Source organism: Nocardia sp. NPDC003269 (assembly GCF_042888005.1).
Taxonomy (GTDB): Bacteria; Actinomycetota; Actinomycetes; order Mycobacteriales; family Mycobacteriaceae; genus Nocardia.
In genome coordinates this window covers 850,410-872,153 of record NZ_JBIAPA010000001.1, presented here as the reverse complement: position 1 = coordinate 872,153, position 21,744 = coordinate 850,410, and the positions used below count along the sequence as shown (strand labels likewise).

20 protein-coding genes and 1 tRNA gene are annotated in these 21,744 nt (G+C 69.0%); 9 read left to right on the top strand and 12 right to left on the bottom strand.

Going from position 1 to position 21,744, the window contains the following annotated elements; genetic code table 11:
• Both ACFYWJ_RS03980 and ACFYWJ_RS03975 read right to left on the bottom strand, forming a co-directional pair.
• A complete protein-coding gene (locus ACFYWJ_RS03980) occupies positions 1-1,308 on the bottom strand; it encodes a serine hydrolase domain-containing protein (RefSeq protein WP_387161399.1) in 1,308 nt (435 codons plus the stop codon).
• Positions 1,309-1,428: 120 nt separating this feature from the next.
• Positions 1,429-2,667 carry an amino acid permease gene (locus ACFYWJ_RS03975; protein WP_355280941.1) on the bottom strand — a complete coding sequence of 413 codons (1,239 nt, stop codon included), beginning with the start codon at positions 2,665-2,667 and terminating at the stop codon, positions 1,429-1,431.
• A 321-nt stretch (positions 2,668-2,988) separates the two neighbouring features.
• On the opposite strand from ACFYWJ_RS03975, the gene ACFYWJ_RS03970 reads away from it, so the two are divergent.
• The 3 genes from ACFYWJ_RS03970 to ACFYWJ_RS03960 all read left to right on the top strand — a co-directional run bounded on the left by ACFYWJ_RS03970 (position 2,989) and on the right by ACFYWJ_RS03960 (position 6,087).
• Positions 2,989-3,438 (top strand): Fur family transcriptional regulator, encoded by a 450-nt coding sequence (locus ACFYWJ_RS03970; RefSeq protein ID WP_355280939.1) that lies wholly within the window; start codon positions 2,989-2,991, stop codon positions 3,436-3,438.
• Positions 3,435-4,895: a catalase gene (locus ACFYWJ_RS03965; protein ID WP_355280937.1), complete on the top strand. Its 1,461-nt coding sequence runs from the start codon at positions 3,435-3,437 to the stop codon at positions 4,893-4,895. Before ACFYWJ_RS03970 ends, ACFYWJ_RS03965 begins: the two co-directional genes overlap by 4 nt.
• 523 nt (positions 4,896-5,418) lie before the next feature.
• On the top strand, positions 5,419-6,087 hold the full coding sequence (locus ACFYWJ_RS03960) for an arsenate reductase ArsC (protein ID WP_387160781.1): 669 nt from the start codon (positions 5,419-5,421) through the stop codon (positions 6,085-6,087).
• Here the strand turns inward: ACFYWJ_RS03960 and atzF are convergent.
• Together atzF and ACFYWJ_RS03950 are read right to left on the bottom strand one after the other, a co-directional pair.
• Positions 6,044-7,753: an allophanate hydrolase gene (gene atzF, locus ACFYWJ_RS03955; RefSeq protein WP_355280936.1), complete on the bottom strand. Its 1,710-nt coding sequence runs from the start codon at positions 7,751-7,753 to the stop codon at positions 6,044-6,046. The two genes, ACFYWJ_RS03960 and atzF, sit on opposite strands and share 44 nt — an antisense overlap.
• Positions 7,754-7,765: 12 nt before the next feature.
• Positions 7,766-8,470 carry a GntR family transcriptional regulator gene (locus ACFYWJ_RS03950; RefSeq protein WP_355280934.1) on the bottom strand — a complete coding sequence of 235 codons (705 nt, stop codon included), beginning with the start codon at positions 8,468-8,470 and terminating at the stop codon, positions 7,766-7,768.
• 470 nt (positions 8,471-8,940) lie between these two features.
• On the opposite strand from ACFYWJ_RS03950, the gene ACFYWJ_RS03945 reads away from it, so the two are divergent.
• A complete protein-coding gene (locus ACFYWJ_RS03945; protein ID WP_355280931.1) occupies positions 8,941-9,528 on the top strand; it encodes a hypothetical protein in 588 nt (195 codons plus the stop codon).
• Positions 9,529-9,596: 68 nt separating this feature from the next.
• Here ACFYWJ_RS03945 and ACFYWJ_RS03940 read toward each other — a convergent pair.
• The 3 genes from ACFYWJ_RS03940 to ACFYWJ_RS03930 form a co-directional block, all read right to left on the bottom strand.
• Positions 9,597-9,670, bottom strand: a tRNA-Pro gene (locus ACFYWJ_RS03940).
• A 64-nt stretch (positions 9,671-9,734) separates the two neighbouring features.
• A complete protein-coding gene (locus ACFYWJ_RS03935) occupies positions 9,735-11,903 on the bottom strand; it encodes a hypothetical protein (RefSeq protein ID WP_355280929.1) in 2,169 nt (722 codons plus the stop codon).
• Positions 11,904-11,942: 39 nt separating this feature from the next.
• Positions 11,943-12,905, bottom strand: a complete 963-nt coding sequence (locus tag ACFYWJ_RS03930) for a metallophosphoesterase (RefSeq protein ID WP_355280928.1) — start codon at positions 12,903-12,905, stop codon at positions 11,943-11,945.
• 121 nt (positions 12,906-13,026) lie between these two features.
• On the opposite strand from ACFYWJ_RS03930, the gene ACFYWJ_RS03925 reads away from it, so the two are divergent.
• Entirely contained in the window at positions 13,027-13,491 is a 465-nt protein-coding gene (locus tag ACFYWJ_RS03925) for a GatB/YqeY domain-containing protein (protein ID WP_355280926.1), read from the top strand.
• A gap of 57 nt (positions 13,492-13,548) precedes the next feature.
• Here ACFYWJ_RS03925 and ACFYWJ_RS03920 read toward each other — a convergent pair whose 3' ends face one another.
• Positions 13,549-15,927: a transglycosylase domain-containing protein gene (locus tag ACFYWJ_RS03920; RefSeq protein ID WP_355280924.1), complete on the bottom strand. Its 2,379-nt coding sequence runs from the start codon at positions 15,925-15,927 to the stop codon at positions 13,549-13,551.
• 374 nt (positions 15,928-16,301) lie between these two features.
• Here ACFYWJ_RS03920 and ACFYWJ_RS03915 point away from each other — a divergent pair, with 374 nt between their 5' ends.
• Positions 16,302-16,625, top strand: a complete 324-nt coding sequence (locus ACFYWJ_RS03915) for a WhiB family transcriptional regulator (protein WP_019044565.1) — start codon at positions 16,302-16,304, stop codon at positions 16,623-16,625.
• Positions 16,626-16,761: 136 nt separating this feature from the next.
• Here ACFYWJ_RS03915 and ACFYWJ_RS03910 read toward each other — a convergent pair whose 3' ends face one another.
• Entirely contained in the window at positions 16,762-17,895 is a 1,134-nt protein-coding gene (locus ACFYWJ_RS03910; protein WP_355280922.1) for an ArsA family ATPase, read from the bottom strand.
• Positions 17,892-18,929 (bottom strand): ArsA-related P-loop ATPase, encoded by a 1,038-nt coding sequence (locus tag ACFYWJ_RS03905; RefSeq protein ID WP_355280920.1) that lies wholly within the window; start codon positions 18,927-18,929, stop codon positions 17,892-17,894. Before ACFYWJ_RS03905 ends, ACFYWJ_RS03910 begins: the two co-directional genes overlap by 4 nt.
• A 59-nt stretch (positions 18,930-18,988) precedes the next feature.
• Between ACFYWJ_RS03905 and ACFYWJ_RS03900 the strand changes: the two genes are divergently transcribed.
• The 3 genes from ACFYWJ_RS03900 to ACFYWJ_RS03890 are packed head-to-tail and all read left to right on the top strand — an operon-like array spanning position 18,989 to position 20,421.
• Entirely contained in the window at positions 18,989-19,150 is a 162-nt protein-coding gene (locus ACFYWJ_RS03900; protein WP_019044568.1) for a DUF4177 domain-containing protein, read from the top strand.
• Between the two features lie 2 nt (positions 19,151-19,152).
• A complete protein-coding gene (locus ACFYWJ_RS03895) occupies positions 19,153-19,614 on the top strand; it encodes a RidA family protein (RefSeq protein ID WP_355280918.1) in 462 nt (153 codons plus the stop codon).
• Positions 19,615-19,623: 9 nt separating this feature from the next.
• Positions 19,624-20,421, top strand: coding sequence for an MBL fold metallo-hydrolase (locus tag ACFYWJ_RS03890; RefSeq protein ID WP_355280916.1), 798 nt, complete (start codon positions 19,624-19,626; stop codon positions 20,419-20,421).
• A 172-nt stretch (positions 20,422-20,593) separates the two neighbouring features.
• On the opposite strand, the gene ACFYWJ_RS03885 is transcribed toward ACFYWJ_RS03890, so the two are convergent.
• On the bottom strand, positions 20,594-21,268 hold the full coding sequence (locus ACFYWJ_RS03885; RefSeq protein WP_019044571.1) for a Crp/Fnr family transcriptional regulator: 675 nt from the start codon (positions 21,266-21,268) through the stop codon (positions 20,594-20,596).
• Between the two features lie 167 nt (positions 21,269-21,435).
• On the bottom strand, positions 21,436-21,678 hold the full coding sequence (locus ACFYWJ_RS03880) for a hypothetical protein (RefSeq protein WP_255587266.1): 243 nt from the start codon (positions 21,676-21,678) through the stop codon (positions 21,436-21,438).
• Positions 21,679-21,744 lie beyond the last annotated feature (66 nt).

Sequence of the window (21,744 nt, the reverse complement as noted above, 5' to 3'; positions counted from 1 at the left end):
CTAGCGCCGGATCCCGGGGGTGCGTGGATCGTCGCCGAGGCAGACCAGCACCGCGCATCCCGGCGGAATGCTCGCGAACGGCGCGGCCAGCGGCTGGTTCAGGCACTCGAAGACGGTGCAGCCCGGATAGGCGCCGGGACCGATGCCGAAGACCGCGAGCAGGATGTTGGCGTCGATCAGCCGCGCCGGATCGAACTCCACCGGCGGCTCGACGTACGGTTCGGCGACCGGCGTCGGCGCATCGGTGAACGCCGCGAACAGCCGGCGGAAGAACTCGTGCGGCAGTTCCTCGGGATGCGCGATCACCCCGCTCGCGCCGTAGGCGGTCTCGTTGCCGAACGCGCCGGTCCACATGACCATCAGGTCGAGACCGGGCAGGAAGAAGACGTTCTGCAAGGCGAGCCCCGACATGAAGAAGCCGTCGGCGGGCAGGAAGTCGGGGGACTCCGCGCAGTCGGCGCCCACCCAGAACAGGTAGCCGTAGCAGTGATTCTGCGGTGACGGGGTGCGGGCCGCACGAAGGTAGTCGGCCGAGATCACCCGGTGCGCGCCCCAGCGGCCGTCGTTGGCGACGAGCAGGCCGATCTTGGCGAGATCGTTGGGCGGCAGCAGCAGGTGGGCGTAGCCGTAGGTGTGCCCGGACCGATCCCGCGCCCAGTAGTAGTCCGAGCGGGGGATGCCGAGCGGGTCGAACAGCTCGCGCTGCGCGAACTGCTGCAGCGGTTCGCCGACGGCCAGCTCGATCACCCACGACAGCAGGTCGACATTGCGCTGGCTGTAGCTGAACGTGGTGCCCGGCGGGTTGGTCAGCTCCACCGCCAGTGCCTGGATCGCGCTGTTCGGGTCGACCGGGATCACCGCGGTGATGCCTTCGGTGAGCACGCCGACCTTCATCCCCGAGGTCTCGGTGAGCAGGTTCTCCACCGTGATCGACCGGTGCAGCGCGTCGCCGAGGCCGGTCGGCAGATAGCGGTCGATCGGGGCGCCGATCTCGAGTTTGCCCTGATCGGAAGCGATTCCGGCGAGCAGCGACACCACCGACTTGGTGACGCTCCAGATGTTCCACGCCACGTCGCCGGTCTCGTCGTTGCGCGGGCCCTCCCCGACGAGGCAATTGTGCCGGAACACCTGGACATTGAGCCGGTTGCGGGTGTCGGCGAACCGCAGGGCCTCGTCGAGCTTGGCCGGGTCGAGTCCGACCTGTTCCGGACGGGCGCGTTCGAGGTCGCGCTCGGAGGTCACCGCGCACGTCTTCGGGGTGGTGGGGGCGGCCACCGCGGGTGGGGCGACCAGTGTCGCCGAAGCCAGTGCAGCCACGATCGTTCCCGCGAAAAATCCCCTGATCAGCCCCATACGGCCGAGACTAGCCCGCGCCGCCGTCCGTAACCCGTATAGCGGGGCCGCCCGATCCCCTAATCACGGGCATGTTCATCTACCCGTAAAGCCCCGAACCAGATAGATCGTCGCGCCGACGGCCAGCACCCCGAGGCCGGCGAGCACCGATCCGATCGGCAGCGCGAACCCGACGACGACGCAGCCCAGCGCTCCGAGCACCGGCACCCAGCGCGGTGGCCTGCCCTCGGCCGTGGTCAGCGTGGCCGCCGACAGATTGGCGATCAGGTAGTAGGTGAGGACCGCGAACGAGGAGAACCCGATCGCCGCCCGCAGGTCCACCGTCGCCGCCAGCACCGCGACGACGGCGCCCACCGCCAGCTCGGCCCGATGCGGCACCGCGTAGCGCGGATGCACCGCGGCGAGCGCGCGCGGCAGATGGCCGTCGCGCGCCATCGCCAGCGTGGTCCGCGAGACACCGAGGATCAGCGCCATCAGCGACCCGGCCGCCGCGAGCACCGCCCCGGCCCGCACCACCGGCACCAGCCACCCCGCCCCGGCCGCCTCGACGACCCGCGCCAGCGGATCACCCGCCGCCGCGAGCCCACCGGAGCCGAGGGTGAGCAGCGCGGCCACCGCGACCAGCGCGTACACCACCAGCGCCCCCGCCAGCGCGAGCATGATCGCCCGCGGAATCGTGCGCGCCGGGTCGCGCACTTCCTCGCCGAGCGTGGCGATCCGCGCGTAGCCGGCGAATGCGAAGAACAGCAGACCCGCCGCCTGCAACACGCCGTACGGCCCGATCTCCGCGTCGAGAACCGTTGCCGCCGAATGATCCCCACCGATCCCCACCACGACCACCGCCGCCAGCACCGCCAGCACCAGCCCCACGATCACCCGCGTCGCCAGCGCCGACTTCTGCACGCCCACATAGTTGATCGCGGTCACCACGACCACCACCCCCACCGCCACCCCGTGCGCCTGCGCGGGCCACGCGTAACTCCCCACGGTCAACGCCATCGCCGCGCACGACGCCGTCTTCCCGACCACGAACCCCCACCCCGCCAGATATCCCCAGAACTCCCCGAGCCGCTCCCGCCCGTACACATACGTCCCACCCGACACCGGATACACCGCCGCCAGCCGCGCCGACGACATCGCATTGCAATACGCCACCACCGCCGCCACCCCCAACGCCACCAGCAACCACGACCCGGCCACCCCCGCCGCGGGCCCCAACGCCGCGAACACCCCGGCCCCCACCATCGCCCCCAGCCCGATCACCACCGAGTCCCGCACACCCAGCTCACGTCGCAACGGCAGATCGGAAGTCATGCGCTCATCGTCGAACATCCCCCGGCATCCCGCGACCGGACGCGGCCGGAGACGACAAACGCCGCCAGGTCGATGAGGGAGACCTGGCGGCGTTCGAGTCGAAGGGCCGCCGCGTGGACGGCCCGTCAGGGTGCCGACGCCCCACAAGCGCCTCTCGGCGGGTGGTCGCTCGTAGCGACAAAGGGGTGAGGCCCGGGGCTGTTCGGGCGCCGACAATGGTGTTCAACCAAGGCTCCCTTCGAGCTATTCCGCGCCTCGGATGTGATCCGCGCAACGGCTGCTTGATTGACTCGTTTTCTTGACTTATTCCAGAAAACTGGAATGGTGGATGTTGTGCACACCGAGGAGATGGACGCTTGCCGACTGTTGCGCGAGGCCGGGTTGCGGGTGACCGCGCCCCGGATCGCGGTGCTGGACGCTGTTGCCGCGCTGCCGCATTCGGATGCCGAGACGATCGCGACGGCCGCCAGGGCGCGGCTGGGCGCGGTGTCGACGCAGGCCGTGTACGACGTGCTCAGCGCCTGCGTGCGGGTGGGAATCCTGCGGCGGATCGAGCCGGCGGGCTCGCCTGCCCGGTTCGAGACCAGGACCGGGGATAATCATCATCACCTGGTGTGCCGAAGTTGTGGGCTGGTCGTCGACACCGATTGTGTGACCGGCGCCCCGCCCTGTCTGCAGCCCGCGGACGATCACGGTTTCGCGATCGATGAGGCCGAGGTCGTCTTCTGGGGGTTGTGCCCCGACTGTCGAAACCAGGAGGCCGCGAAATGACCAAGCCGACCACGACGAACACCGGCAATGCCGTCGAGAGCGACGACGAATCGCTGACCGCCGGAACCCAGGGACCGGTCCTGCTGCACGACCACTACCTGATCGAGAAGCTGGCCCAGTTCAACCGCGAGCGGGTGCCGGAGCGCATCGTGCACGCCAAGGGGTCCGGTGCCTACGGTGAACTGGTGGTGACCGGCGATGTCAGCCGCTACACCAAGGCCAAGCTGTTCCAGCCGGGCGCGCGAACCGAATCGCTGGTGCGGTTCTCGACCGTGGCCGGTGAGCAGGGCAGCCCGGACACCTGGCGCGACCCGCGCGGGTTCGCGGTGAAGTTCTACACCGAGGACGGCAACTACGACCTCGTCGGCAACAACACCCCGATCTTCTTCATCAAGGACGCGATGAAGTTCCCCGACTTCATCCGCTCGCAGAAGCGCCTGCCCGGCAGCGGCCTGCGCGACCACAACATGCAGTGGGACTTCTGGACGCTGCGCCCGGAGTCGGCGCACCAGGTGACCTGGCTGATGGGTGACCGCGGCCTGCCCAGGACCTATCGCCACATGGACGGCTTCGGCTCGCACACCTACCAGTGGATCAACGCCGAGGGCGAGCGGTTCTGGGTGAAGTACCACTTCAAGACCGACCAGGGCATCGAGTTCCTCACCCAGGCCGAGGCCGACACCCTCGCCGGTTCCGATCCCGACTACCACCGCCAGGACCTCTGGGAGGCGATCGAGCGCGGCGAGTTCCCGAGCTGGACGCTGAAGGTGCAGATCATGCCGGTCGCCGAGGCCGAGGGCTACCGGTTCAACCCGTTCGACCTGACCAAGGTGTGGTCGCAGCGGGACTACCCGCTGATCGAGGTCGGCACGTGGACGCTGAACCGCAATCCGGGCAACTTCTTCGTCGACATCGAGCAGGCCGCGTTCGAACCGTCCAACATCGTCCCCGGCATCGGTTTCTCGCCGGACAAGATGCTGCTCGGCCGGGTCTTCGCCTACGCCGACGCGCACCGCTACCGCATCGGCACCAACTACGCGCAGCTGCCGCCGAACCAGGCCAAGGCCGCCGAGGTGAACTCCTACTCGAAGGAGGGCGCCATGCGGTACCAGTACAACCCGGCCGACGTGCCGGTCTACGCGCCGAACTCGTTCGGCGGGCCGCACGCCGACCCGGCCGCGGCTGGCGACAGCGGGCTGTGGGAATTCGATCCGTCGATGGTGCGGGCAGGCTATGTCGAGCACGCCGAGGACGGCGATTTCACCCAGGCGGGCACGCTGGTGCGCGAGGTCCTCGACGAGGCGGCGCGTGAGCGCTTGGCCGACAATATCGTCGGGCACGTGCTCGCCGGTGTCAGCGAACCGGTACTGAGTCGAGTATTCGAGTACTGGCGCAATGTCGACGCCGATCTGGGCAAGCGCGTCGAGGAAGGGGTGCGGGCAGGCCGGGAGGGCTGATCCACCGCATAGGAGCGACAGCGGGGCAGGTACGCCGAAAGGCTGCCTGCCTCGCGTCGTGTCCGCAGGAAATGGGTTGGCGCGGAGCGGATTTCGTTCCGCGCCGTCGATGTTTTTCGGTCAGAAGTTGCTGAACCAGTACAGCAGGCTCGCCAGCAACCAGACGATCACGGTCTCCATCGTCGCTCTCCATCTTGTCGGTACTTCCATCATCGCCGAAGAATCGGCCGATGCTGACAAGTTGTTCTTAAGAACCTCTCGAGACGGGCATCGCATCCTTTCTCCAGACACCGGAACAACCGGGTCCGACCGGTCTCGAGGGGTGATCAGTCGGACCCGGCGGTGCAGACCAGAAGGTGGCTCTTCCAGACGCTGAAGACGCACTGCCGACGGTAACCACACCGAAGGACTGGGCCGGAGCTGTTCCGCGGGTGTCGCGGGGTACGCCGACCGGGCCGGTCTGTTCGCGGGGTGACCGGCCCGGTCGTTTGCGTTCGACGGCATTCGCCGTCAGGGTTGAGGGGTGGTCGAAATCGCCGAGCACCGAGAAGCGCTGGACCGTGCCGAGGTACGGCTGCGCGAAGAGTTCGCGACGATGTTCGAGCCGGCGACGATCCATCGTTTCCTGCGCACCTCCTACGACGACTTCGCCGCCAGGGCGACGGTGACTTTGTATCTCCCGTTGCTGGCGGAACGTTTCGGCAGGCAGCGGCTCCAGGCGCTGGCCAAGGTCGAAGGCAAGGTCGCGACGCCGCGTCCGACGGTGCTGTTCCTGTGCACGCACAACGCGGGCCGGTCGCAGATGGCGCTGGGGTTCTTCGAGGAGCTGGCGCTGGGCCGCGCGGTCGCCTGGTCGGGCGGGTCGGTACCGGGCGAGCAGCTCAATCCGGCCGCGGTGGCGGCGATGGCGGAGGTGGACGTCGACATCTCGCGCGAGTATCCGAAGCCGTGGACCGACGAGATCATCCGGGCCGCCGACGTGATCGTCACGATGGGCTGTGGCGACACCTGTCCGCTGGTGCCGGGCGTGCGCTACGAGGAATGGATCATCGAGGACCCGGCCGGTCTGGAACTGGAGCTGGTGCGGCCCATCCGCGACGACATCGGCCGCCGCGTGACGGGCCTGCTCACCGACCTGGGGATCGACGTCAGCGAGCCCGCAGGTACGCCACCCAGCCCCCGTAGCCGGTGATGTCGGTGGCGGCGACGGCGGCGTCGTAGCTGCACGCGAATCCGATCACCGAGCGGCCGTCGGACAGCTCGATGCTGGTCAGCGCCATCGGCGGCGGCAGTTCGGCCAGGAAACGGCCGAGACCGCCGGGGGAGACCAGGAACAGCTCGCCCAGGATCGGCGCGCCGAGGCCGTCGCCGTGGCGGACCAGGCCGGGCTTGGGCGGGGTGGTGTCTAGGGCGGTGAGCCGGTAGGCGTCGCTGGTGGTGATCTCGCCGGCGAATCGGGCGCCGAGCTGTTCGAGCTGCCAGTGCAGCGGCTGGCCGCGCAGGTGCGCGCCGAACACCGCCAGCGGCACACCGGTTTCCACCAGCAGCGGCGGCGGGGTTCCGGTCAGGCGGGCGGCCAGGTCGACGGCGAGCTGGTCGGCGAAGGCGGGGACGACCACCATCACGCCGAACGGCGATCCGGCGGCGGTGGGCGCGCCGGGCACCGCGACGGCGGCGAGATCGAGCAGGTTGCAGAAGTTGGTGTAGGTGCCGAGCCTGCGGTTGATCGCCACCGGATCGGCGGCCACCTCGGCGAGCGACGGATGCTCGGTGGTGGTCGGCAGCAGCAGGCCGTCGTAGCCGGTCAGCAGCGCGGTGGCCGCCGCCCTGGCGCGGGCGAGGGTGTCGAGATCGGTGGCGAAGGCGTGCGCGTCCAGTTCCCGTGCCGCGCCGATGATTCCGGCGACGGTGGGATCGAGCCCGGCCGCGCCCTTGTCGACGAACGCGCCGACGGCCGCGTACCGCTCGGCGACGATCGCGCCGTCGTAGAGCAGCCGGGCCGCGTCGAGCAGCGGGGAGATGTCAATCTCGTGCACCGCTACGCCCTGATCGCGCAGGGTGGCGACGGTGTCGGTGAAAGCCTGCCGATAGGCGGGGCTCAGGGGCGCGAGGTCCTCGGGGCGGGGGATCGCCACCTTCGGCCGGGGTGCGGCGGCCAGGCGCACGTCGGCGGGCCAGGCACGGCTGCGCGGATCGCGGGCGTCGGGGCCCGCCATGGTCCTGGCCGCGGTGACGGCCAGGTCGAGGTCGGCGGCGAAGACGGTGACCGCGTCGTAGTCGGCGCAGGCCGGGACGACGCCGTGCGCGGGGATCACCCCGAGGCTGGCCTTGATGCCGACGATGCCGTGCAGCGCGGCGGGTACGCGGCCCGATCCGGCGGTGTCGGTGCCGATCGCCAGGTCGGCGATGCCGAGGGCGACCGCCGCCGCCGAGCCGGAACTCGAACCGCCGGAGATCAATTCGGGATACAGGGCATTGCGGACCGCGCCGTACGGGCTCCGGGTGCCGACCAGGCCGGTGGCGAACTGGTCCAGATTGGTCTTGCCGAGCACCAGCGCGCCCGCCGCGACCAACCGCGCGACGGCCGCGGCGGTTTCGGTTGCCGGATAGGCGAATTCGGGGCAGGCGGCGGTGGTCGGCAGGCCCGAGACATCGACATTGTCCTTCACGGCGACGAGCAGTCCGGCCAGCGGCAGTTCCTCGCCCGCAGCGATTCGGCGCTCCAGTTCCGCTGCCTCCGTAACCAGTTCGGATTCCGGGCGCAGCGTGATCCAGACCTCGGGACGGTCCACCTCGGCGATCCGCGCGTAGGCCGCGGCGACCCTCGCGGTCGCGGTGTCGAGTAGTCCTGCTGACATGGCGGGGTCTCCTTAATCGCTCATGGACATGGCGGCGACGGCGCGCGAGATGCGGTCGAGCACGACATCGAGCGAGTCGCCGATGTGGGTGTGCAGGAGTCGCTGCGCCAGCTCGAGCTCGCCGGCGAGCACGGCGTCGAGAATGCCGAGGTGCTCGCTGATCGTGGTCTCGATGCGGTTGTTGATCATGAAGTCGTACATGCGCACGTGCCGGATGCGGGAGTTCACCGCGATCAGCGCGCGCACCATCTCGGCATTGCCCGCCGCGGTCAGCAGGGCGACGTGGAATTCCTCGTCGACCACGACGAACCCCGGCTCCTGAGCGGGCGGGTCGGCCTGCAGGGTCAGCCAGCGCTGCTGTTCGGCGCGCAGCAGGCGTTCGTCGTGGGTGACGGTGGGGTCGGTGCGCACCCTGGTCATCCCGCCCAGTTCGAGCGTCAGCCGGAGTTCGTACAGGTCGCGGATGCGGGCCACGCTCGGCCGGACCGGGCTGAACCCGAATTCCTCGCGTTCCAGCAGGCCGTCCGAGCAGAGCATGGTCAGCGCCTCGCGCACCGGCGTGCGGGAGATGCCGAATCTGGTCGACAGCTTCGGCTCGGTCAGGCGCTCGCCGAAGCGGATGTCGCCGTTCATCAACTCCGCGCGCAACGTCGAGTACACGACGTCTCGCAGCGGTCTGCCCGCGCCGTCATCCGGTGCATCCACCCTTGTCGACATGGGTGTATACGCTATCGACCGGGAATTTCTATCAAGTGACAGAAAGTAAGCGTCAGGTTATCGGGTCCTCACACCGCCGCATCTCACCAAGGCCGCGTTCGCGTGGAGAGCACTTCTCAACCACCTTCGAACACGCAGGGAACCTCGGGTGACACAGTCCGCGCGCAGTCTTTCACCGAGCCCACCGCCGCGCTCCCACTCCGCTCACCCGGAAGGGCGACCCATGAACGCATCCGCCGCAATCGTGGCCCTCATCCTTGGCCTGTTCTCGGTCATCGCCATCACCGTCTGGTGGCCCAACCCGCTCGACCGCGAAACGCCCCCACCCTACGAAGAACCCCTGCTCCGCGGCGCGTCCGTCCCTCGCCCGACCCGTCGCGAACATCACTGATCCGGCCGGATAACCAGGTGAGAGTGCCGCGGCGGCTGTAGCATCGCTCGGTTGCGACCACAACGGCATATGAGGGAACGTGAGAACCGACGCGAGACGGGCCACTCCGGCAGACAGCGATCTCGACCCCGGATTTTTCGACGCCGACGCCCAGCAGTCCGTGGCCTGGCTCGCGTGGAGCGACCCGGCCGCGATCGACGCCCGCATCGAGCGGTTGTTCACCGAGACGCTGCCCGGGCTGGAAGCGGTACGGGGTACCGAGGGCCGCCCCTCGCTCGACGACCGATTCAGCGTCGCCGCGTTCGACTGGATCACTGCCCAGATCGAATTCGCCGTCCGTGGCGAGGACGGACAGTACGCGCCCGAAAATGATCATCTCGCGGACCAATTCATCACCTATATCGGCGAGTGGATGGTGCGACGCGTCGAGGGCGTCTGGTTCAACTCTCCCGGGAACGGCGCACCGATCTTCGACCAGTACGGTCCAGCGGTCGGCTACCGATGGTCGCCGGAGTCGACGAACGACCTGGTGGCGTTGCTGTTCATGATGGCCGTGAACAGCGACGACAGTCCGTATGCGTACTTCGTCGACCTGCTGTGCGAGCGCGGACTGGTGTTCGCGGAGGAGCGGAACAGGCCGGATCTGAAGGCGGAGATCTTGGCGTGACCCCGGAAATACGAGGAGCCCCTGACCAGTGAACTGATCAGGGGCTCTTCTGTGTCTCAACCAACACGTCGGGGTGACAGGATTTGAACCTGCGACCTCTTCGTCCCGAACGAAGCGCGCTACCAAGCTGCGCCACACCCCGTGAGGCGAACCTGAAGTAGCTTACAACGAGGTGGTCGGGATTGTTAAACCGGCTGGTCAGGGAGCTAGTTGAGGGCTCGGACCGAGCTGAAGATGCGCTTGGCGGTGGCGGCGTCGATGGCGTCGGGTACGCCGGTGTCGGCGATCATGACCATCACGAAGCTGCCGTCCTTCGCGCCCTTGAACGCGTAGGTGTAGATGGAGAAGGTGGACGCGCAGCCGGGCTTGGGGTTGGGGACGGTGCCGGTGGTCTCGGTGAACATGCCGTCGGTCTTGCCGTCGATCGACTTCAGTGGCTGGGCCGGACCGGGGGTGCCGGTGGCGCCCGTGTAGGCCAGGGGCGCGGCCTTGGTGCCGAGCTCGGCGCCCGCCGCGGCGTGGTCGGCCTGCTTGGAGCCGGTGAGCAGCGACATGGTGCGGGTGGAGCCGGGGCAGTAGTCGCGGCCGTCGGAGGCGTAGCCCTTGCCGATGACGGTGTCGCCCGGCGGTTCGCCGACGCCGCCGATGGTGGTCTCGGTGGCGACCTTCCAGCTCGGCGGCACGTCGTAGGCGGCGCCGCGATCGGGCGAGGCGACCACCTGATAGCCCGAGATGAGCGGCGTGCGGTTGCCCGCGGCGCCGGACGGCGACGGCGTGGTGGAGCTGGGCTGCGGCTTGCTGCTCGACGGCGGCGGCGCGCCGGTGGTGGTGAGGGCGCTGACCATCGACGGGGTGGTGCTCCCGCTCGCGGTGGTGGTCGGGTCGTCGTCACCTCGGGTCAGCGCGAACGCCGTGATGGCGCCGCCGGCCAGCAGCAGGGCGGCGACACCGGCCGCCACCCAGACCACGGCCTTGCTCCCGGACTTCCGTCCGGGCGGGCCGTACGGCGGCTGTCCGTAGGGCTGGTTGCCGTACTGCTCCAACGGCGGCACCTCGCCGTACTGCGGCTGTCCCCACTGCTGCGCGGGATTCGGCTGCCCCGCAGCCGGTTGCGCGCCCCACTGCGGCTGACCTGCGGGCGCGCCCCAGGGCTGACCAGGCTGCCCAGTGGGCGGATTCGTGCCCGGCCACCCCGCGTTCGGGGCCCGCAACTGGGTCGCGTCGGCCTGACCCGGCTGCGGCGACCCCGCCAGTCCGGCAGGGGGGTTCGCGCCGGGCCATGGGGTGGGGTCAGCGGGTCCGCGCAGCTGTGTGGCGTCGGCCTGGCCGGGCTGCCATGGTTGCGGCGAACCAGGTTGTGCTGCGGCGGGATTCGCGCTCGGCCAGGGTGTCGCCGGATTGCCCAGTTGGGTCGGGTCGGCCTGCCCAACGGGCGGAATCCCGCCGGGATGAGGCGCTGGCTCGGCCGGATTACGCAGTTGGGTGGCGTCGGCCTGACCCGGCGGGGGAGCGCCGAGCGGTCCGGCTGGGGGGTTCGCGCCGGGCCATGGGGTGGGGTCAGCGGGGCCGCGCAGCTGGGTGACGTCGGCCTGTCCGGGCTGCCACGGTTGCGGCGAACCAGGTTGTGCTGCCAGGGGATTCGCCCCTGGCCACGGTGTCGCTGGATTCCCCAACTGGGTCGGGTCGGTCTGCCCTGGCGGCGCGGCAGGCGGATTCGCGCCGGGCCACGGGCCGGGTTCGGTGGGGGTGCGCAGCTGCGTGGCGTCAGGCTGGCCGGGCTGCCATGGCTGGGGTGAACCAGGTTGTCCGGCAGGGGGATTCGCGCCGGGCCAAGGCGTCGCGGGATTCCCCAGCTGGGTCGGGGCGGCCTGGCCGGGGGGCGCGGCAGGTGGATTGCCGCCTGGCCACGGGGCGGGATCCGAGGGGCCGCGCAGCTGGGTGGCGTCGGCCTGGCCTGGCTGCCACGGCTGCGGCGAACCCGGCTGTCCGGCGGGGGGATTCGTGCCGGGCCACGGCGCAGGGGCCGAGGGGCCTCGCAGTTGGGTGGCGTCGGCCTGGCCCTGCTGCGGCTGCCCGGGAGGCGAGTTGTCCCACTGCTGGGGGCCCGCCGGCGTCCACTGGGTGGGCTCGGGGAGGCCGGGGGGTGGGCCGGAGCCGTCCCAGCGCAGGGTGGGTGGGAGGCCGGTGCTGCCGGGCGTCCACACCGTGGTGGGATCGGGATTCGGCTGTCCCGGAGGGGGATCCGCCGGTGTGGGAGCGCCCGGGGGCGGGTTCACCGCACCGGGGCGCTGCCACTGCGCGTCGGATGGGTCGGGAGCGCCGGAACCGCCGAATACGGTCGGGTCGTTGCGCCGGTCGTCGGATCCACTGCTCACTGTCATCCCCTACTGACAAACGTCGTTCGGGGCGCAACCCTAGCGGGCGACGGCCTCCGATGCCGAGATGCCGTGGCCGGTGTCGGCCGACGGCCGCTTCGGCGGGGCGCCGACCAGCGTCAGCAGGGTCGCCTCCGGGCGGCAGCAGAATCGGTAGGGCGCCCACGGCGAGGTGCCGATGCCCGCCGAGACGTGCAGCTGGGTGTGCTCGCCCCACTGCGAGGCGCCCTTCACCCGCGACTTGTCGATGCCGCAGTTGGTCACCAGCGCGCCGTAACCGGGCACCACCAGCTGCCCACCGTGCGTGTGACCGGCGAGCACGAGGTCGTAGCCGTCCTCGGCGAAGCGGTCGAGCACCCGGGGCTCGGGCGAGTGGGTGACGCCTATGCTCAGCTGCGCGAGCTGGTTGGGCGCGCCCGCGACGGTGTCGTAGCGATCGCGCTGCAGGTGCGGGTCGTCGACGCCCGCGCTGGCGATGCGGATGCCCGCCACCTCGAGGTCGCGACGGGTGTGGGTCAGATCCAGCCAGCCGCGTTCGGTGAACGCCGCGCGCAGATCCTGCCAGGGCAGCGGGTCACCGTAAACGCGGCGATGATCCTTCTTGAAATACTTCAGCGGATTCTTCGGCACCGGCGCGAAATAGTCGTTCGAACCGAACACGAACAGACCGGGACGGGCCAGCAGCGCACCGAGTGATTGCACGACGGCGGGCACGGCCTTGGGGTGCGAAAGATTGTCGCCGGTATTCACGACCAGGTCGGGTTCGAGCCGGTCGAGTTCGCGCAGCCACTGCTGTTTGAGCTGCTGGCCCGGCATCATGTGCAGGTCGCTGACATGCAGAATCCGCAGCGTCGGTGAGCCGGGCGCGAGGACCGGCATGGTGGCTTCACGCAGGACGAACGCGTTCCGTTCGATCAGCGTGGCGTAGCCGATTCCGGCGACGGCGGCCCCGGCGGCTCCCAACGCGGTTCGGCGGACAGCGGACGTCGAGATAACGGGCATTTGCCCAGCATAGGCGACCCCCTCCCGGAACGGCGCGTGTGTTTCCGCACAAACGGTCGGAAATTCGGTTGCGATGAAAATGTGATGGGACTCCGCCGGGTGAACAGCTAGCGTGAGGCGCATGTCGGAACTGAAATCGCAACTGCGCGCGGATATGACCGCCGCGATGAAAGCCAAGGACACTCTGCGTCTGTCGACCCTGCGGATGCTGCTCGCCGCGATCCAGAACGCCGAGGTCTCGGGAGCGCAGGCGAAGGAACTCTCCGATGCCGAGGTCGTCTCCGTGTTGCAGAAGGAGGCCAAGAAGCGCAACGAGTCGGCGCTGATCTACGAGCAGAACGGGCGTGGCGAGCTGGCCGCCAACGAGCGCGCCGAGGAAGAGATCATCGAGGAGTACCTGCCGACGCAGCTGACCGAGGCCGAGGTGGCTCAGGTGGCCGACACCGCGATCGCCCAGGTCGCCGAGGAGATCGGCGAGCGGCCGGGGATGAAGCAGATGGGTCAGGTCATGAAGGCGGCCACCGCGCTCGCCGAGGGCAAGGCCGACGGTTCGCGGCTGTCCGCAGCGGTCAAAGCCCGCCTCTGAGCGGTCGGACAACGAACAGGGCCGCCGTCCGGAAGGACGGCGGCCCTGTTCACGTTCCTAGCGCGGCACCGGGATCGGGATCGGTGGCAGGCGCGGGATCTGCGGGAGACCCGGCAGCGCGGGCGCGGGCGCGGCCGGCGGCGGCGTGGTCGGCACCGGCACGCGGACCGAGCCGTCGCTGATGTAGATCGTGACGACCGAGCCGGGGATGGCCATGCCGTTCGGCGAACTGCCCATCACGGTGCCCTTGGCCTGCGAGCCGGGGCTGGTCACCGCCGACACCTGGAATCCGGCGCCGGACAGGATCGAGGTGGCCTCGCCCTGCGACTTGCCCGCCACGTCCGGGACCTGGGAGTTGTTCGCGCCGCGGACGTACTTGTCGTCCACCGGCGGCAGGCCGGGCGGCGGGAACCGGTCGAGGACCGGCTTGATGGCGTTGAACCAGGTGCGCGCGGGTTCGTTACCACCGAACAGGCCCGCGGCGTTGCTGGCGCCACAGTTGCGCAGCGGGAACGAGCAGATCTCGCCGGGGGTCGGGCTGTCGCCGTAGACGTAGACCGCCGAGGCCAGCGAGTTGGTGAAGCCGAGGAACGCCGAGGAACGGTGGCTTTCGGTGGTGCCCGTCTTGCCCGACATCGGCGCGGCCCAGCCCGCGGCCCGTGCGGCGCCCGCCGCGGTGCCGCTGACGTCGTCCTTGCTCATCGCGTTGGCGAGAGTGTTGGCCAGACCGGGGTCGACCACCTGTTCGCACGCCTGCTGGGTGAGCGGAACGGCCTTGCCGCTGCGGTCGACGACCTCCTTGATCGGCGAGGGCGGGCACCACTTGCCACCCGAGCCGATCGTGGCGGCCACGTTCGACAGCTCGAGCGGGTTCAGCGCGAACGGGCCGAGGGTGAACGAACCCATGTTGTTGTTCTTGATGTGGTCGGCCAGGCTGGTGTTGCCGTGTCCGGAGGTCCCCGGCTCGGTGTAGGTCCGCATGCCGAGGCGCACGGCCATGTCCACCGCGGCGGCCACGCCGACGTCCTGGATCATCTTCACGAACGTGGTGTTGGGCGAGGTCGCGAGCGCGTCGGTCACCGACATCGACCCCGGGTAGTTGCCCGCGTTCTTGACGCACCACGAGTCGGCCGGGCAGCCCGGCGAGTTCGAGTAACCCATGCCCTTGGCGGCGTAGGTGCCCGGCACGTCCACCTGGGCGGCGATGCCGAGGCCCTTCTCCATCGCGGCGGCGGTGGTGAAGAGCTTGAAGATCGAGCCCGCGCCGTCACCGGCCATCGAGTACGGCTGGCCGAGCAGCGTCTGGTTGGCGTCGCGGTCGAGGCCGTAGGTGCGGCTCGACGCCATCGCGAGGACGGGGTGCGAGTCCTGGCCGGGCGCGATCACCGACATGACCTCGGCGATGTTGTCGAGGTTGGGGTCGGCCTGCTCGTTCACCGACCGCTTCACCGACTCCTGCAGGACCGGATCGAGCGAGGTCTTGATCAGGTAGCCGCCCTTGTCCACCTGCTCGCGGCTGATGCCCGACTCGGCGAGGTACTGCAGCGCGTAGTCGCAGAAGAAGCCCTTGTCGTTGGCGGCGATGCAGCCGCGCGGCAGGCCCTTCGGCTCCGGCAGCACACCGAGCGGCTCGGACTTGGCCTTGCGGAACTCCTCCGCGCGGTTGGGGATGTTCTGGATCAGCGTGTCGAGCACCGTGTTGCGGCGATCGGTGACGCCCTGGACGTTGGTGTACGGGTTCAGCTTGGAGCTGGACTGCACCATGCCGGCCAGCATCGCCGACTGGGTGACGTTCAGGTCGGCGGCGTCGACGCCGAAATAGGTCTGCGCGGCGTCCTGGATGCCGTAGGAGCCGTTGCCGAAGGGCACCAGGTTCAGATAGCGGGTGAGGATCTCGTCCTTGCTCAGCTCGCGGTCGAGGGTGAGCGCCATCCGGATCTCGCGCAGCTTGCGCGCGGGGGTGGTCTCGATCGCGGCCCGGCGCTCGACGTCGGTCTTCGCGACGACGAGCAGGTTGAAGTTCTTCACGTACTGCTGGTCGAGCGTGGACGCGCCCTGCTGCACCTCACCGGAGGAGGTGTTGGTGAGGAACGCGCGCAGCGTGCCCTGCCAGTCGACGCCCTTGTGGTCGGCGAAGCGCTTGTCCTCGATGGACACGATCGCCAGCTTCATGTTGTTGGAGATGCGATCGCTCGGCACCTCGAACCGTCGCTGCTCGTAGAGCCAGGCGATGGGCGCGCCGTTCGCGTCGACCATGGTCGAGACGGCCGGGACCGTGCCTTCGACCAGTTCGGCTGACACGTTGTCGACGGCATCGGCGGCTCGGTTGGAGATGAACCCGAATCCACCGGCCAAGGGGAACAACAGCCCGGCGACTAGCACGGAGGCCAGCGCGCAGCTGCCGGCCAGCCTCGCGAGCGTTTGAGTGATCGGCACCCGCCCAGCCTAAAGGGTGGGGTGGCGGTGTTCACGGCTGTGCTGCTCGACAGGTGATGTCCGGTCGGTGCCAGGGGGGTTGCTCGGGCGTGTCAACAAAATGATCACATCGGCGTGTCGCGCCCGGCCACGCCGGTGAACAGCAGGACTGCCCGGTCGGATCGGTGATTTGAATGGACGGCCGTACCAAAAAATCGGGGGGTGGTCTTGCGCAAGCGCCATACCTTTACCTAGATTGAGAACCCAGTGTGATAGAGCTAACACTCAAAGTGGAATGTGGTGCGGACCGCAGCGGTAGTTGGGTTGCTGTGATCCGCGCTCGCGATTCTGGAGCGCCGCACAACGGTGTTCGGACTGCAAAGGGGCACATCAAAATGCACATCACAACCCCCATCGCTCGACTGGATGTAGAGCAGGCCGAGGCAAGGATCGCTTGGGTTGCCCAGGCGCGATGCAAGGAAGTGGACCCTGATCAGCTGTTCGTTCGTGGTGCGGCGCAGCGCAAGGCGGCGACGATCTGCCGCCATTGCCCGGTGTTGATGCAGTGTGGCGCCGACGCGCTGGACAACCGGGTGGAGTTCGGAGTGTGGGGCGGGATGACGGAGCGGCAGCGGCGCGCGCTGCTCAAGCAGCATCCCGATGTGACGTCGTGGGCCGACTTCTTCCAGGCCCAGCGCCAGCACCAGGTGGCGATCTAGCAGGCGAGACCGCAGCGTTATCACAAACGGCGCCGAGACCGCTGGGTTTGCGGAATCGGCGCCGTTGGCGAGTGTTACGAAATTGTGAGCTATAGCTGAAATGTCTGAATCGAGCTCTGGATTCGGACCGGACAGCTCAGACCGCGGCGGGTTTGCCCGCCAACTGGTCACCGACCGCACGCAACGCCTCCAGGTCGGAGACCTCGAACGGCAGCGCGGTGACCGAAACGATCGGGACCCGCGGATGGGCGCCGGTGAAGCGATGCAGCAACCGCTGTTCCCGCTTCGCCGTCGCCACCCGCTCGGCATGGATGCGCAGCACCGACGCGGCGAGCGGGTCCGTCCCATCAAGCTGATCGGCGGCGGTCAGCGCGTGATCGGCGGACAGTCCCGACAGCGCGGGGTGGGTCCGGTTCAGCACCAGGCCGGCCAGCGGCATCTGTTCGGTGGACAGCCGGTCGACGAAGAACGACGCCTCCCGCAGCGCGTCGGGTTCGGGCGCGGCGACCACAAGGAAGTGCGTGCCCGGCTTCGACAGCATCGCGAAGGTGCGCTCGGCCCGGTCCTGGAAACCGCCGAACAGCGACTCCAGCGATTGCAGGAACGTCGAGGCGTCCTTGAGCATCTGGCCGCCGACGATCGTCGAGACACCGCGCATCGCCAGGCTCATCGCCCCGGTGACGAACCGGCCGACCCCGCGACCAGGCGCCATGATCAGCCGGATCATCTTGCCGTTGAGGAAGTTGCCGAGCCGCTTGGGCGCGTCGAGGAAGTCCAGCGCGTTGCGCGAGGGCGGAGTGTCGACCACGATCAGGTCCCACTCCTTGTGCCCGGCCAGCTGACCGAGCTTCTCCATCGCCATGTACTCCTGCGTGCCGCCGAAGGACGAGGCCACCGTCTGATAGATCGGGTTGGCGAAGATCTGCTCGGCCTTCTCGGCGCTGGTGTGCTCGAGCACCATGTCGTCGAAGGTGCGGCGCATGTTCAGCATCATCGCGTGCAGCTCGCCGGGCACCTCGGGACCGAGGTCGACGCGCTGCGGGGTGTTGTCCAGCTCGGCGACGCCGAGCGACTGGGCCAGCCTGCGCGCCGGATCGATGGTGAGCACCACGACCTTGCGGCCCGCCTCCGCGGCCCGCAGCGCGATCGAGGCCGCGGTTGTGGTCTTGCCGACGCCGCCGGAACCGCAGCAGACGATCACGCGGGCCGTCGGATCGGCGATGATCCGGGAGACATCCAGCGGGGGCGTGGTGGTCACTTGCTCGCTCATCGCACTCCCTGCGCGGATAGCTGTTCTGCCAGTTCGTAGAGTCCGCCCAGGTCCATGCCTTCGCCGAGGGCGGGCAGGTGCAGCTGGGGCACGTCGACCCGCGCCAGTTCGGCGGCGCTCTCGTCCTGCGCGGTCAGCATGACGGCGTGGTCGACGGTCTCGGTGAGCAGACCGGCGAAATCCTCGTCGGGCAGCGTGATTCCGGCCTTCGCCAGACTGGCGGCGACGGCGGTGCTGTCGAGCTCGCCGCGCACGGCCAGCGCGCGATCGACGGCGGTGAGCCGGGATTCGGCCGCCCGGTTGACGATCACCGTGCCGATCCGCAGGTCGTTGGCCGCCAGTTCGGCGACCGCGTCGGCGGTCTCCTGCACCGGCAGCGCCTCGAGCAGGGTGACCAGGTGGATCATCGTCTGGTCCGAATGCAGCAGCTTGGACACGCCCTCGGCCTGCGAGGCGATCGGGCCGCCCTTGGCGATCTCGGCCATGGCCTGGGTGACGTCGAGGAAGCTCGCGATCCGGCCGGTCGGCGGCGCGTCGACGACGATGTCGTCGTAGGCGGGCTTGCCGTTCTTGTCGGCGCGCACCACGCACTCCTTGATCTTGCCGGTGAGGATCACGTCGCGCAGACCGGGCGCGATGGTGGTGACGAACTCGATCGCGCCCATCCGGCGCATCGCCCGGCCCGCGAAGCCGAGGTTGTAGAACATGTCGAGGTATTCCAGGAACGCGTGCTCGATGTCGAGCGCGAGCGCGAACACCTCACCGCCGCCGTCGGCACTGGCGATCTGGGTCTCGGTGGGTGGCAGCGGCGGCCGGTCGAACAACTGCGCGATGGACTGACGGCTCTCCACCTCGACCAACAGCACTTTGCGTCCCCCCGCGGCCAGGGCGAGCGCGAGTGCGGCCGAAACGGTCGACTTGCCGGTGCCTCCCTTGCCGGTGACGTAGTGCAAGCGGGCGGTGGCCGCGCGCTGTGGCCATCCGGTCGACGGTTCGGGAACCGACGAAACCGGCTCTGCTGTTGGTGCTCCCACGTGGCCGAGCCTATAACCCGTTTCTCGGCGGCGGTCGGGGTGCGCCCTAAACTCACACCATGAGTGAAGTCACCCTGTGGGAGTACGCCACCGTGCCGCTGCTGACGCACGCGACCAAGCAGATCCTCGACCAGTGGGGCGCCGACGGCTGGGAGCTGGTCACGGTGCTGCCCGGCCCGACCGGCGAGCAGCACGTCGCCTACCTGAAGCGGCAGAAGTAGCCGTGGCCACCGCGTGGAAGGACGCGCTCGATCGGCTCGGGGTCACCCTGCCGCCGGTCGCCGCTCCCGTCGCGGCCTACATCCCGGCCGTGCGCACCGGTTCGCTGGTGTACACCTCCGGCCAGCTGCCCTTCGTCGACGGTGAGCTGTCGGCGGTCGGCAAGGTCGGCACGGACGTCGATGTGGAGCAGGCCAAGGAGGCCGCGCGGCTGTGCGCGCTGAACGCGCTGGCCGCCGTGCACGATCTGGTCGGGCTCGACCAGGTGGTGCGGATCGTCAAGGTCGTCGGGTTCGTCAACTCCGCACCGGGATTCACCGATCAGCCGATCGTGATCAACGGCGCCTCGGAGTTCCTCGGCGAGGTCTTCGGCGAGGCGGGCGTGCACGCGCGCTCCGCGGTGGGTGTCTCGGAACTGCCGAAGAACACCCCGGTCGAGGTGGAATTGATCGTCGAGGTCGGATAGGCAGCCGTCATGGCACTGGAACATCCCGCGTACGGCCAGGTCAGGGCGGTCACGCCGACGGCATCGGTCCTGCTGGCGGACAACCCGTCGCAGATGACGCTCGACGGCACCAACACCTGGCTGCTGCGCGCTCCCGGCAGCGACGACTACGTGGTCGTCGATCCGGGGCCGAAGGACAGGAAGCACACGGCCGCGATCGTCGCGGCCACCGGCGGCCGGGTGGCGCTGACCCTGATCACCCATCACCACCCCGATCACACCGGCGGCATCGATCACCTGGTGAAGGCCACCGGGACGCCGGTACGTTCGGTGGATCCGAGCTACCTGCGCGGCGAGGTGAGCGCGCTGGTGGCCGGCGAGGTCGTCGAGGCGGCGGGCCTGCGGATCACCGTGCTCGCCACCCCGGGCCACACCGCCGACTCGGTGAGCTTCCTGCTCGACGACGCGATCATCACCGGTGACACGGTGCTCGGCCAGGGCACGACCGTCCTGGCCTCGTCACCGGGCGCGCTCGCCGACTTCCTCGGCTCGCTGGAGCTGCTGCTCGAGCGAGGCGCGGGCAAGGCACTGTTGCCCGCGCACGGTCCCGATCATCCCGACGCGGCCCCGGTGGTGCGGTACTACCTGAACCACCGGCGCGAACGGCTCGATCAGATCCGCGCGGCGCTGGTCGAATTGGGCCAGGACGCGGGTGCTTTCGAGGTCGTCCGCAAGGTGTACGCGGATGTGGACAAACGGCTGTGGCCCGCCGCGCGTAGCTCGGTGAAGGCACAGCTGGAATATCTGCGGGCCGAACGCGGGGCCTGAGCCCGGTCCGAAGGCCGACGTGCGGTGATCCGCGCGTCGGCCTTCGGCGTGCCCGGACGGCGTGCTGAAACGACGACGGCACGCCGGAACCACAGTGGTGCGGACGAGGCCCTCTTCCTACGGAGCCGCACCGGTGGTCCCGGCGTGCCGAGACGTCGACGAACTACTCGCCTCAGCGAGCGCGACGTGCGAGCCGCTCGGAGTCCGAGATCAGCACGCTCTTGCCCTCGAGTCGCAGCCAGCCGCGATGCGCGAAGTCGGCCAGCGCCTTGTTCACGGTTTCACGGGAGGCGCCGACCAGCTGGGCGATCTCTTCCTGGGTGAGGTCGTGGGTCACGCGCAGCGCGCCCGCTTCCTGGGTGCCGAAGCGCTGAGCGAGCTGCAGCAGCGCCTTGGCGACGCGACCCGGCACGTCGGTGAAGATCAGGTCGGCGAGATTGTTGTTGGTGCGGCGAAGACGTCGGGCCAACACGCGCAGCAGCTGCTCGGCGATCTCGGGGCGCTGATCGATCCACGCCTTGAGCGCGTCACGGTCCATCGTCACCGCGCGGACCTCGGTGACCGTGGTGGCGGTCGAGGTACGCGGGCCCGGGTCGAAGATCGACAGTTCACCGAACATGTCGGACGGACCCATGATGGTCAGCAGGTTTTCCCTGCCGTCCGGGGACCGACGGCCGATCTTCACCTTGCCCGAGGTGATGATGTACAGCCGGTCGCCGGGTTCGCCCTCGTTGAAGATGACGTGGCCGCGCGGAAAATCTACGGGCTGCAGCTGCTTGGCGAGCGCGGCCACCGCGGTGGGCTCGACGCCTTGGAAGATGCCTGCTCTGGCGAGGGCCTCGTCCACGAATGTGCTCCTTATGGGATATGGCTTGCGAACCTGGTCGAGCGAATCGACCAACAGCGCAGTCTACGCGGCATCACAGCAGCACAGTGACAGACACCACGTAAAGAGTGGATTGCGCACTGTGCGCGGAGTGTGAACGGGCGGTTGTGCCCAGGGTGGAACGATGATCAGCTGGCCCGAGCGACGTCCATTTCGGCGGTCCGTGAGCGGCGCTTGCGCATCCGCGCGACCGCGGCGGGGAGGCCGAGCTTCGTCAGCTCTTTCACTTCGGCGTTGCTGGCGTTGTCCAGGTACTGCTGAACCTCTTCGTCGGGTTCGAGAAGCTTTCGGAGCCGATTCTCGACCCGCTCCATCCCCAGCGCGAACAGCATCAACAGCACTGGGAAGAGCACCACAGCGAGTCCTTGCATGACAGGCAGTAAACACGGTCCAGGTCTCAGATGGAACACAGGCGGCAAACTGGCCACCCGATGTTG